Annotated in this window: 10 protein-coding genes; 3 read left to right on the forward strand and 7 right to left on the reverse strand. The window is 61.4% G+C overall.

Annotation, left to right across the window (positions count from 1 at the left end):
- Positions 1 to 52: 52 nt before the first annotated feature.
- Entirely contained in the window at positions 53 to 1,426 is a 1,374-nt protein-coding gene (locus tag M2366_RS05055) for an endonuclease/exonuclease/phosphatase family protein (RefSeq protein WP_259269135.1), read from the reverse strand.
- Between the two features lie 346 nt (positions 1,427 to 1,772).
- Between M2366_RS05055 and M2366_RS05060 the strand changes: the two genes are divergently transcribed.
- Positions 1,773 to 2,711: a L,D-transpeptidase family protein gene (locus tag M2366_RS05060; protein WP_042040929.1), complete on the forward strand. Its 939-nt coding sequence runs from the start codon at positions 1,773 to 1,775 to the stop codon at positions 2,709 to 2,711.
- A gap of 76 nt (positions 2,712 to 2,787) precedes the next feature.
- Here the strand turns inward: M2366_RS05060 and M2366_RS05065 are convergent, their stop codons facing one another.
- The 4 genes from M2366_RS05065 to fldB form a co-directional block, all read right to left on the reverse strand.
- Complete coding sequence (locus M2366_RS05065) at positions 2,788 to 3,162, reverse strand: VOC family protein (protein WP_042040928.1); 375 nt, start codon at positions 3,160 to 3,162, stop codon at positions 2,788 to 2,790.
- 470 nt (positions 3,163 to 3,632) lie between these two features.
- Positions 3,633 to 4,973, reverse strand: a complete 1,341-nt coding sequence (locus M2366_RS05070; RefSeq protein WP_259269136.1) for a TldD/PmbA family protein — start codon at positions 4,971 to 4,973, stop codon at positions 3,633 to 3,635.
- The gene (locus tag M2366_RS05075) at positions 4,973 to 6,373 is read right to left on the reverse strand and encodes a TldD/PmbA family protein (protein ID WP_259269137.1); all 1,401 of its coding nucleotides are present in this window, start codon (positions 6,371 to 6,373) and stop codon (positions 4,973 to 4,975) included. Before M2366_RS05075 ends, M2366_RS05070 begins: the two co-directional genes overlap by 1 nt.
- Before the next feature lie 154 nt (positions 6,374 to 6,527).
- The gene (gene fldB / locus M2366_RS05080) at positions 6,528 to 7,046 is read right to left on the reverse strand and encodes a flavodoxin FldB (protein WP_259235461.1); all 519 of its coding nucleotides are present in this window, start codon (positions 7,044 to 7,046) and stop codon (positions 6,528 to 6,530) included.
- A gap of 184 nt (positions 7,047 to 7,230) precedes the next feature.
- On the opposite strand from fldB, the gene xerD reads away from it, so the two are divergent.
- Positions 7,231 to 8,148, forward strand: a complete 918-nt coding sequence (gene xerD / locus M2366_RS05085; RefSeq protein WP_259269138.1) for a site-specific tyrosine recombinase XerD — start codon at positions 7,231 to 7,233, stop codon at positions 8,146 to 8,148.
- A gap of 1 nt (position 8,149) precedes the next feature.
- Here the strand turns inward: xerD and M2366_RS05090 are convergent, their stop codons facing one another.
- Positions 8,150 to 9,706, reverse strand: coding sequence for a sensor domain-containing diguanylate cyclase (locus M2366_RS05090; RefSeq protein WP_259269139.1), 1,557 nt, complete (start codon positions 9,704 to 9,706; stop codon positions 8,150 to 8,152).
- Positions 9,707 to 9,865: 159 nt separating this feature from the next.
- On the reverse strand, positions 9,866 to 10,273 hold the full coding sequence (gene mscL / locus M2366_RS05095) for a large-conductance mechanosensitive channel protein MscL (protein ID WP_042040923.1): 408 nt from the start codon (positions 10,271 to 10,273) through the stop codon (positions 9,866 to 9,868).
- A 281-nt stretch (positions 10,274 to 10,554) separates the two neighbouring features.
- Here mscL and recJ point away from each other — a divergent pair, with 281 nt between their 5' ends.
- Entirely contained in the window at positions 10,555 to 12,285 is a 1,731-nt protein-coding gene (gene recJ, locus M2366_RS05100; protein ID WP_259269140.1) for a single-stranded-DNA-specific exonuclease RecJ, read from the forward strand.
- The last annotated feature ends 80 nt before the right edge of the window (positions 12,286 to 12,365 follow it).

Here is a 12,365-nt window from a genome sequence, read left to right on the forward strand (position 1 = left end):
CAAAAAAGCGGGGCCATCATGGCCCCGCTTTTCATTGAGTGGATCCCTTGGATCACTGGTCCAGTTCGACGTCCACCCACACCAGGCGGTGATCCGAGCTCACCCCCTTTGCGATGCCGAGCTGTGGGTCATACACCAGGTGGTAACCCGGCTCGAAGCTGGCGGGCCAGAACACGCCGGAGGCGACCGCGTTGAGGTTGGCGGAGGGGATCAGGTGATCGAGCTGCAGGCCGCTGCTGCTGGTGATGCGTTCCGGTGTGGTGCGGTTGTTGTTGCGCTTGCACTGATCCGGCTGGCTGGCGAGGCACTCGGGGCCACCCTGGCTGACCGGGATCAGGGCGCCGTTGGTGACTGCCTGGTTGACCAGCGCATGGTTGTGCAGATCCTGGATGGCACTGAGATCCCCGTCACCCGCTTGCGGATCTGCGTTGAGATCCCCGGCGATGACGAAGCGGGCGCCCTCGGCCAAGCCACCCGCCTTGCCCCCATCGTCCACCATGTAGCTGGCGCTCTCCACATAGTCCTGCCAGAAGGCGACCTCGGCCCTGTTGTGCTTGACGTTGTGGCGCGCCGCGTTGCCGAAGATGGGCGGGGTCGGGTGAGAGAGGAGGAAGTGAACCACCACCTCTTTGTTGCCCTGCTTGATGCGCACCGGCACGTCGGCGTGGTTCTTGGAGGAGAGCGGGAATTGCGCCCAGGCCGCGCCGTCATACCAGGGCTCGCCACACTGGCGACCGGCCGGGATCGGGGCTCTGGGGTTGTTGCAATCGTCGATGACGGGGTTGGTTTCGCCCGGCATATCCTTCCACTTGAAGTGCTGGAAGGTGCGGATCTGTTTGGTGTCGATGGGATATTTCGACATCACCGCGAAGGCGTACTGGCCGTGGTAGTTGCCAAAGCCCCAGGCATCGTCCGGCCCGCTGCTGACCTTGCCGTCCAGGTTGAGATCCTGGCCGCTCATCAGGCCGGTGTTGGTGGCGAAATTCTGCATCACAGGGTAGCTGATGGCCTGCACCTCGCCGTGCTGGGCATGGGCCAGGTAGTTGTCGTTGAACGCCTTGAGATCGGCGGTGCTCTCGCCCTTGCCGTCGTTGTCGAATTCGTTCAGCAGAAACACGTCCGGGCGGGTGCGCTGCACTATCTCGGCAATATTGCGGATCTGCTGCACGTTTTTGGCCTGGGTGATCTCGGCCTTGCCGAGGCTGGCGTCACCCTCCTGGTAGCGGGCCAGCAGGGCGTCCTGGGCGGCGCGGTCCAGGGCCAGTTCGCCGGAGAGCATGCCGGGGGCGGTGCGATCAAACGACAGATTGAAGGTAGCGAAGCGAACCATGGGATCGGGGGCCTTGGAGTCATTGTTGCTGTTACAGCCTGCCAGTAATCCGAGGGAAATGGCGGCAGCCAGTAGGGTTTTATTGAGGTTTTTCATTATATTTCCCGTAGCGTCAATAGGTTAGCGCCTTTTTTTGGCGCTGGCATTATAAGGCGCAAGGAGGAAGGTTGGGTGTCGATTGACCTCGGTTGTGAGCCACTTCACAGGCCGGGAAATAGCAGCAACCTTAAGCGGGATCCCACTGTTCATGGAATAGTCAGCCAAAGGGCAGTAGGGTAAATCATTAAATAGTGTCAAAGCGGGGCCTTTGAGTGATAAATCCCCCGTCTGGACGTTGAAATTTGTGTCACGGCAGGGAAGAATGCGCACCAAGGGTGCTGGCAGCTCATGATGAGCGTGCACCTTCCCCAGATCAGGTCACAGAAACACCTATAGGAATTGTATGAACGCCTTTAGTACCACGGTTCGCGTCGCCGCCTCGGCCCTCTTGTGCAGCCTGACACTGGTCAGCCAGCAAGCCGCCGCTGTTGAATATGCTCTGCCTACCGCCAAGAGCCGTTTGATCGGTGAAAATCAGGAGTACGTGGTGCCGGCGGACAACCGCCCCCTCGAACAGATCGCCGCCGACTTCCAGTTGGGGCTGACCAACATCATGGAAGCGAACCCCGGCGTGGATCCCTTCCTGCCCAAAGCGGGCAGCACCCTGGTGATCCCTCATCAGCTGATACTGCCGGATGCGCCCCGTGAGGGCATCGTCATCAACGTGGCCGAGATGCGTCTCTACTACTACCCCAAGGGCAAGAATGTGGTGCAGGTGTTGCCGATAGGCATAGGCCAGCTTGGGGTCAACACCCCGGAAAACTGGGTCACCAAGGTGGAGCGCAAGCGTGCCAACCCGACCTGGACGCCGACCGAGAACATCCGTCGCCGTTATGCCGCGCAAGGCAAGACGCTGCCCGCTGTCTGGCCGGCCGGCCCGGATAACCCCATGGGTCTGCATGCCCTCTATATCGGTAACCTGTACGCCATCCACGGTACCAACGCGACCTTCGGCATCGGCCTGCGGGTGAGCAGTGGTTGCGTCCGTCTGCGTGCCGACGACATCAAGTACCTGTTTGACAAGGTACCGGTCGGTACTCGCGTGCAGTTCGTCAACCAGCCGGTCAAGGCCACGGTCGAACCCGATGGCAGCCGTTACATGGAAGTCCATGAGCCGCTGTCGCGCAGCGAGGCCGAGTTCAACTCCAATACGCCAGTCCCCCTCAAGCTGACGGCCCCCATCAGCCGTTTCGTCGCTCATGCCGAGAACGATTCCAAGATGGTGAAAGAGGCTCTGGAGCAGCGTTCCGGCCTGCCGACTCGCCTCAACCCCGAGGTCTGATGGTCTCATTGAGAGTGTCAGTCAAGAGAACGGCGACCCCAGGGTCGCCGTTGTTGTTTCTATGGCAGCCATTGGATCAGGATGCCGGGGGCGCATAGAGCGCCAGTCGATTGCCTTCGGTGTCCTCGATGATGACCCGGGAGCCGTGACCGCTGCCGATGCCGTGCAGAGGTGCCAGCACCCGCCCGCCGAGCCGGGGAACCATGAGTTCGGCCTCTTTCAGCCTGTCTCCGAGGGAGAGATAGATGAGGGGGCCACTGCCGCCGGGCTGGTGGTATTCATCCATGGGGCCGAGACAGGCCGCTGCATTATTGCCGTCGTGGCGCAGCATGGCGAAGCGTATCTCCTCCTGTTGTGCCGTGACCGGCACGTCGAGCAGGGCCGAGTAGAAGGCCATGGCGCGGTCCAGATCCCGGGTTGGAATGTCGGCCCAGACTAGCGTGTTGTCCATCTTGCATTCTCCAGACGTTTCCGGCCGATGCGACCGGTGGCTCTTAGAGGTTAGGAGGGGAGAATAAGGGGCGCCATCAATGAAAAAACGGCGCCATCAGGCGCCGTTTTGGAGTGGGGGAGAGCAGCAATTTCTGCACTGTATACAGTCAGTTACCTTCGAGGTTCAGGCCACCGCCCCATCTCTGTGCTGGCATACAGCGGCTCTTCTTGTCCGAAGGGCTCACTTGCCGGCGATGCTCAGCCCGCCGAAGCGGATGAATGATGGCGCGTAGAAGACTTTGCCATCATTTCCTGTGTCAGCGGGCTATTTCCCGGCGATATTCAAGCCGCCGAAGTGGATGAATGATGGTGCGTAGGAGCCTTTGCCATCGGGTCAAACGCACCGCTTATTTCCCGGCGATGCTCAGCCCGCCAAAGCGGATGAATGATGGTGCGTAGGAGCCTTTGCCATCGGGTCAAACGCACCGCTTATTTCCCGGCGATGTTCAAGCCGCCGAAGCGGATGAGCGGCGCGTAGAAGCCTTTGCCATCGTCGTGGTGCAGCAAGTCGCCGACCGCTTCCAGCTCCCCGAGCAGGCGGTAGAAGTTGCCCGCCACCGTGATGCCGCGTACCGGCGCGATGCGAACCCCGTCCCGACACAGGAAGCCCGAGGCGCCAAACGAGAAGTCACCGCTCACCGCATCGGCCCCCGAGTGCAGGCCATCGAGCTTGACCAGTTCCAGATACTCGCCTGTTTGTACCTCGGTCTCGCTGTGGGGGCCTGTGCCAAACACCAGATGGCGCGGGCTGACATCCAGAGCGCTGCGGGCGCTGCGTGATGCGGCCCCATTGCTCTGGATGCCGAAGTGGTGCGCCGTGACACTGTTGTGGAGCAGGGTTTTCAGCTCCCCCTCGCCAATCAGCAGCAGATCGGTGCTGGGGGCTCCCTCACCGTCGAAGGCCTTGATGTTCATGCCCCCCGGCATATAGACCCGGCTCTCTAGGGTGAGCCAGCGCGACGCCACGCTCTGCCCTACTTTGTTGCGCCAGGGGTTGATCCCCTGCTGGGCCCATTTGCCAGACAGCGCCGACTGGAAGCAGCCAAACAGGCTGGCCAGGCAGTTGGTGCTGAACAGGGCGCTGTAGCGACCGCTCGGCACGGCTTCCCCCATCAGCAGCCCCTCAGCCACGGCATACACCTGTTCGATGAGGGTACGGCTGTCGAGTTCGTCGAAGCGGCGGCCGTACTGTCCCTGATAATGCATGGACTGGCGCCCTTCACGCTCAACCAGCGCCGAGGTGTAGCAGCCGACGCTGAACTCGCTGTGCTGACAGAGGGTTCCCAGGCTGTTGGCGAGCCAGAGGCGGCTCTCCCCCTCGAACAGGCTGTTGTAGGGCGCACCTGTCACATCCGGCAGGGCCAGCATGTCCGCCTCGAGGCGCAGGGCCAGGGCTATCTTCTCTTCCACCGGGGTGCGATCGGGTTGATGGATCTCGGCGCAGTCGGTATTGAGCTGGCTGTCGGCCACCCGAATCGCCTGATCTGCATCCACCTTGGCGAAACGGCTGGCGTCGAGGGCATCTTGCAACATGGCATCGAGGGCGGCCTCATCCAGGGATTCCGAATAGGCGATGCCGACCCGGCCATCTTTGATGAGACGCAGGCCAAGCTGCTGACTGCTGGTGACCTTGTATTCACCAAGCTCCCCCTTGTCGGCCTTGAGGGAGAACGCCTTGTCCTGATTGGCGATGATATCCGCCTCGGCATTGATATCGGCCACTTTCTCCAGCAGGCGGCTGAGCAGAGTATTCATATCGAGTGCGCTCATCAGGCGTTCCCTCCCACTAAGATGTTATCCACTTTCAAGGCTGGCTGGCCGACCGAGGTGGGCACTGAGCCCGAGACGGAACCACACATGCCCGCGGCGAGGGCCAGATCGCGGCCGACCATGGAGATCTCCTTGAGCACCTGGGGGCCGGTGCCTATCAGGGTCGCCGATTTGAGCGGCCGGGTGATCTTGCCGTGCTCGATGAGGTAAGCCTCCTGCACGTTGAAGTTGAACTCGCCGGTGCCAGGTTGCACCGAGCCGCCGCCCATCTTCTTGGCATAGATGCCGTGTTCCACCGTGGCCAGCATCTCGTCGAGGCTGTGATTGCCCGCTTCGATAAAGGTGTTGCGCATGCGCGAGGCGGGGGCGAAGCGATAGGATTCGCGTCGCCCTGAGCCGGTGCGGGCATGGCCGGTCTTGAGCGCCCCCATGCGGTCGACCAGGAAGCCGGTCAGTACCCCATCCTTGATGAGCTGGGTGTGCTGGGTCGCCATGCCTTCATCATCGACGTTGATGGAGCCCCAGGCGTTGCCTTGCAAGCCTTCGTCCACGGCGCTGACCGCCGGATTGGCGATGAGCTGGCCCATTTTGTCGTGAAACACCGAGGCCTTCTTGGCGACCGAGGTGGTCTCCAGCAGGTGGCCACAGGCCTCGTGGAAGATGACGCCGCCAAAGCCGCTCTCCATGATGACCGGCAGGGTACCGCTCGGGCAGGGAGCTGCGCCGAGTTTTACCAGCGCCTGGCGAGTGGCGGTGAGCGCCAGCTCGCGGGGATCTATGCTGGCCGCATGCTCCCAGCCCATGAGGGCACCGGGGGCCTCGTAGCCCATGGTCTGCTCGCTGCCCTGGGCGGCGATGGCCTGGGCCATGATGCGGTTGTAGTGGCGACGATCCCCCACCTGCAACCCTTCGCTGTTGAAGATCTCCACCTCCTGCTCCCAGCCCATGGCATTGGCGGAGAACTGGCTCAACTTGTCACTCTCGCTGCGGGCGGCGGCATCCATGGCATGCAGATAAGCGATCTTCTGCTCAAGCAGCTTGTCCGCCGACAGCGGCAGGGCGATGGGATGGTGATCGGTCAAACGGGTGAAATCGAAGGCGGTGGCGGTCACCACAGGATCCCGTCTGTCTTTTGCCGCCAGCAGAGTGACGATGCGCAGCAGCTCATCGCGGCTGGCCAGATTGGTGTAGCCGTAGAGCACCTTGTGGCCATAGCACAGGCGCACGCCTATGCCAAAATCGAGGCCGCCACTGATATTTTCTATCTGGCTCGACAGCAGGCTGATCTGGCTGCGGCGCTTGCGCTCCACAAACAGCTCGGCGAAGTCGGCCCCCAGCGCCAGGGCGTGATCGAGCACGTCGCGGGCGATGGCGGGGGCCAGGAGGGAGATTTGGATCATAGAATTTCCTTTTCTGGTCTATTCCTGTTTGCTTCCAGCGCCCTGATTTTTAGGATTATGTTGGGCGCAGGTAAACATTGTTACAGACCAGTGTGCAAAAGTCGCTAGGCCGAACCCGATGACGACAATAGAAAATATGAGGGGAAGGGCAGGCTTACAGCAGTTCCTGGATCTCATTGAGGATCTGTTCGACCCACTGTTCGAGTCGCTCATCGGTCTGGTCATACTGGTTGGCGTCATCGAGGGCCAGGCCGACGAAGTGGCGACCGTCGTCGATGAGTGCCTTGGAGGCCTCGAATTCGTACCCTTCATTGGGCCAGTAACCCACCAGCTTGACTCCCTTGGGCAGCAGCTGATCGTGGAGCAGGCCGAGGGCATCCTGATACCAGTCGCCGTAGCCGAGCTGATCGCCCATGCCGAACAGGGCGATGATGCGCCCCTCGAGGTCGAGCCCGGCGATGTCATCCCAGCTGGATTCCCAATCTTCCTGCAACTCGCCGAAATCCCAGGTGGAGATGCCGAGGATCAGGATCTCGTAATCCTGCATGCGTACCATGGGCACGTCTTTGATGTTGTGGATGTCGACCAGCTCCGGGCCCAGCAGGGTACGGATCTTCTCGGCGGCCATCTCGGTGTAACAGGTGGTGGAACCGTAAAACAGACCTATCTTCATCGCTCTTCCAGCCAGCTCAAGGTAAGGGGGCAAGTTTACCAGAGAGTGGCCGCCGCTTCCCAGTCTGGACGGGCCTTGATCCCTCGCCATATCAGGGCGTCTGATCCGACACTCGCAGCCCGGCTTGTGTGGCGGCCCCGACTTGGCGTTAGAATGGCAACCTGTTCGTCAACCCGGCCGCCCCATGACCAAGAAAACCGTCAAGTCCGCCCACTCTCCGCACCCCCTGATCGAGCAGTTCCTCGACGCGCTCTGGCTGGAGCGGGGCCTGTCTGACAATACCGTGGCCTCCTACCGGGTCGACTTGAGCAAGTTCGCCCATTGGCTGGATGCGCAGGGTAGCGCCCTGCTGCTGGCGGGGATGGCCGAGATCCAGCACTACCTCGCCTGGCGGGTGGATCAGGGCTTCGCCCCCAGCAGCACGGCGCGCTTTCTCTCCGCCTTGCGCCGCTTCTATCAGTATCTCAACCGGGAGAAGCTGCGCAGTGACGATCCGACCGTCTTGCTGGAGGGGCCCAAGTTGCCCAAGAAGCTCCCCTCAGACCTGAGTGAGGGGCAGGTTGGCACCTTGCTCGATGAGCCTGATGTGGAGGATCCCCTTGAGCTGCGGGACAAGGCGATGCTGGAGCTGCTCTACGCCACTGGCTTGCGGGTCTCGGAACTGGTGGGATTGACCGCCGAGCACCTGAGCCTGCGCCAGGGGCTGGTGCGAGTAGTCGGCAAGGGCAACAAGGAGCGGCTGGTGCCCATGGGGGAGGAGGCGGTGCATTGGCTCGAACGTTATTATCGCGCCTCGCGTCCCCTGCTGCTCGGCGGGGTGAGCTCGGATGTGGTGTTCCCTTCCAAACGGGCGCAGATGATGACCCGCCAGACCTTCTGGCATCGCATCAAGCTCTACGCCCTGCGCGCCGGCATTGCCGGGGAGCTGTCCCCTCACACCTTGCGCCACGCGTTTGCCACCCACCTGCTCAACCACGGTGCCGACTTGCGGGTGGTGCAGATGCTGCTGGGGCACGCGGATCTCTCCACCACCCAGATCTACACCCATGTGGCGAATGAACGGCTCAAGGCGCTGCATGGCGAGCATCACCCCCGTGCCTGACTCAGTGTGAGCTGACTTCTGCCAACTGGTTCTTGCCATTGGCTTTGGCCTGGTAGAGCGCATCATCCACCTGTTGCAACAGCGCTTCCCAGGCTTGCCCCTGCCAGGCTCCGAGACCAGCGCTGAAGGTGACGGATAGTGCAGGTTCACGCCATACCAGCCTGCTGACTGCTGTTCGCCACGCTTCCATCAGCAGCTTGGCCTCCAGCAGTGACTCCTGTTCGAAGATGACGATCAGCTCCTCGCCACCATAGCGGCACAGGGTCCCCCCCTGGGGCAGGATCTCCTGTCCCAGGGCCGACACGCGCTTGAGGACCGCATCTCCGGTCGGGTGGCCGAAGCTGTCATTGATCGACTTGAAATTGTCGAGATCGACCAAGGCGAGTACGAAGGGACGCTGCTCGTCATGAAGCCGACGCATTTGGTTATCGAAATAACGGCGATTGTAGAGGCCGGTGAGCGCATCTCGATTCGCATTGTCGGCCACCTTGTCCATCTTGGCCGTCATCCGGTTGAGCTCATCTTCCAGCTCCTCAACCCCTTTGATACTGGGCAGGATAACCTGTTTGCCGGGAGGCGTGACTCGCATCAGGCGCACGACCTGGATGAGCTGGGTGATGATCTGTTCAATTTTGTTCTTGAAGATGACGGCCACCAGGCCAAACAGCAGTAGGGAGAGCAGCAACATGACAATGACTGTGGTGATGAACCCCTTGTTGATGTTATTGGTCAGGCTGAAGGGGAGCTGAGTCACCAGGATCCAGTTGGGGTGCCCCTCAATGCTGACGAAGGTGACGAGGTTATTCTCCTCATCGAGGAACTGGCCATCCAACCCCTCCAACTGCACCAGCATCTTGGGGTCGGCGGGGCTGTTGATGAGAGAAGCGTCGCTGTGAGCGATCAGGATCCCGGTCTGGGTATCGACCAGCATCATACGGGCCCCGTTGGCCAGTTTGGTGTGTTGCTGAAAGATAAGACTCCACTCCTGCAGCGACACATCGAGGGCGACTACCCCATCAATTTTGCCGTCGGGAGCGAGCAAGGCCTTGGAGACCGATATGACCGGGATCTTGGTCAAGGCATCGCTATAAGGATTCCCCCACACAGGTGTATTAGGCAGCTCAAGGGCAACCTGATACCAGGGGCGCCGGGTGGGCAGGTAGTCGTCGGTGAGCCGCAAGGTGGGATAGGAGAAGAAGCTGCCCTGATGACTGCTGTAGTAGATGTGCTTTATCAGGGGGGAGGGATAGCTCAGCGCGCGCCAGCGCTGGGCCAGCTCTTCTTTTTCTGCATTGGAGAGCCGATTTCCTCTTTTTGTCTTTTGCAACTGCTCTCCCGCCATATTGAGCTGGGCGACCAGCATGGTGCTCTGGCGGGCTATGTCTTGAACCATGATCTGGCTGGTCGCCTTGAGTGTCGCCTGGAGAAGATTGGACTGGGTGAGCTGATTGAAATAGAAGAGACCGCCACTGATCAGCAGCATGGGGATGGCCAGGATGATGAGATAATAAGTGACAAACTGATGGTAACTGTTTGTGGGTTTGCTGGGGGAGGTCATGGCATTCCTGAAAGGTTCTGGGCCGAAACAGGCTGACCGACCAGTCTACGTGGCGGGATCCCTCAAGGCAAATGATTGATCTGTCATTTGTATATTCATTTGGGCTTATGGCCGAGAAGGGGGCCCTCCTCGGCGTGGTTGCGGGGGCTTGCCGGGGAGTTATTGCTGCTTGTTCTTGAGCAGATCGCGGATCTCGCTCAGCAACTCTTGATCCTTGGTCGGCGCGGCTGGTGCCGCTGGCGCTTCCTCGGCTTGTTTCTTCATGCTGTTCATGGCCTTGACGCCCATGAAGATGGCAAAGGCGATGATCAGGAAGTCGATGATGGTCTGGATAAACTTGCCATAGGCGATCACCACGGCGGGGGTCTCTCCCTCGGCCGCCTTGAGCACCACGGCCAGATCGCTGAAATCGACCCCGCCCAGGATGATACCTATGGGGGGCATGATGATGTCACCGACGAACGAGGAGACTATCTTGCCGAAGGCGGCACCTATGATGATACCGACGGCCATGTCGATCACGTTGCCACGGGCGGCAAAGGCCTTGAATTCCTGGATCAGGCTCATTGAAATCTCTCCAAATGGGTAAAGTTGCACAAAGTTATGAGTGATGGAGTGAGGGCTGAGTACAGGCTGCGCCTACACCCATGAGCCATCTCTGCTAGCTTGATGTGACTGAGCCCAATTGGCAACCTGAGCGGGCAAAATTTCTGTTAACGATCAGTTATTAATGGGATTCGTAATAAGATCCAGAATGATGGAATTTGCCTATCGGGGGCAGGAGTGCGATCCTTGCCACCTGTTTTCGGCCTCTGCCACCGTGTTGATTAACCCCATTGGATAGCCCCATGTCCCTGCAAATTCGTCGTCGTCCCCGGGTGGATGATGCTCATCTCCCCGATACCCTGCATCCCTTGCTGCGTCAAATCTTCGCCAGTCGCGGGGTGGAGGATCCCGCCCTGCTGGAGCGCAGCGCCAGCCAGCTGCTGCCGCCCCAGCGGCTGTTTGGCATGGAGCAGGCGGTGCCGCTGCTGGCCGGGGCGCTGACTGCCCAGAAACGCATCCTCATCGTCGGCGACTTCGACTGCGACGGCGCCACCAGCTCGGCCCTGTGCGTGCTGGCCCTGCGGGCCATGGGGGGCCATCACGTCGATTTTCTGGTGCCCAACCGCTTCGAGTTCGGCTACGGCCTCACCCCCGAAATCGTCGAGCTGGCGGTGGCTCGCGGCGCCGAGTTCCTCATCACCGTGGATAACGGCATCTCCAGCATCGCCGGTGTCGCCGCCGCCAAGGCCGCCGGGATGCGGGTGCTGGTCACCGACCATCACCTGCCGGGCCACGAGCTGCCTGACGCCGATGCGATAGTGAACCCCAACCAGCGCGGCTGCGACTTCCCCTCGAAATCTCTGGCCGGGGTCGGCGTCGCCTTCTACCTGATGGCGGCCCTCAACACCCATCTGCGCCAGAGCGGCTGGTATGAGCGACTCGGCATTCGCGCCCCCAATGTGGCGGACTATCTCGATCTGGTGGCGCTTGGCACCGTCGCCGACGTGGTGGCGCTGGATGGCAACAATCGCATCCTGGTCCATCAGGGGCTGCAGCGGATCCGGGCCGGTCGCTGCCGCCCCGGCATCCAGGCGCTGGTGGACGTGTCGGGCCGCGATGGTCGCCGGCTGTGCGCCGCCGATCTCGGCTTCGCCCTGGGGCCTCGCCTCAATGCGGTGGGCCGTCTCGATGACATGTCCCTCGGGGTCGCCTGTCTGCTGAGCGATGATCTCAACCTGGCACGCCAGCTTGCGGCGGAGATGGACAGCCTCAACCAGGAGCGCAAGGAGATAGAGCAGGGCATGCAGCAGGAGGCGCTGGCCACCCTGGAGCAGATCCGTTTTCGCGATGGCGAGGTGCCAAGCGGCATAGTGCTGCACAGGGACGAGTGGCATCAGGGGGTGGTGGGGCTGGTGGCCTCCAAGATCAAGGAGAAGTACTACCGACCGGTGATCGCCTTCGCCGAGAGCAGCGACACCGAGCTCAAGGGTTCGGGCCGCTCCATCCCCGGGGTGCACCTGCGCGATGCGCTGGAGCTGCTCGATACCCGCCATCCCGGCCTGATGGGCAAGTTCGGTGGTCATGCCATGGCGGCGGGGTTGACCCTGCCCAAGGCAAACATAGAGGCGTTCGGCCGGGCGTTTGAAGCGGTCATCGCCGAGCTGGTGACCCCGGAGCTGCTGACCGGGGTGCTGCTCACCGACGGCGAGCTGCTGCCCGACGAGCTGAGTCTGGAGCTGGCGGAGCTGATCCGCGCCTCCGGCCCCTGGGGCCAGGCCTTCCCGGAGCCGCTGTTCGATGGCGAGTTCGTGCTGGTGCAGCAGCGGCTGGTGGGGGAGAAGCACCTCAAGCTGATGCTGACCACGGATTCCGGCCATGCGGTAGATGCCATTGCCTTCGGGGTGGATCTCAAGCGCTGGCCCGATGCCTCGGTCAAACGGGTGCGGCTGGTCTACCGGCTCGATGTCAACGAGTGGCGCGGCAACCGCAGCGTCCAGCTGCTGGTGGAGCATCTGGAGGCCGCCGGTCTCTAGTCTTGCCGCTTCAAACGTCACGCAAGCCAACGGCCACCCTCGGGTGGCCGTTTTGTCATTGAAAGTTATCGAAATCTACC

This window comes from Aeromonas sp. BIGb0405 (genome assembly GCF_024807335.1).
Lineage (GTDB): Bacteria > Pseudomonadota > Gammaproteobacteria > Enterobacterales > Aeromonadaceae > Aeromonas > Aeromonas rivuli.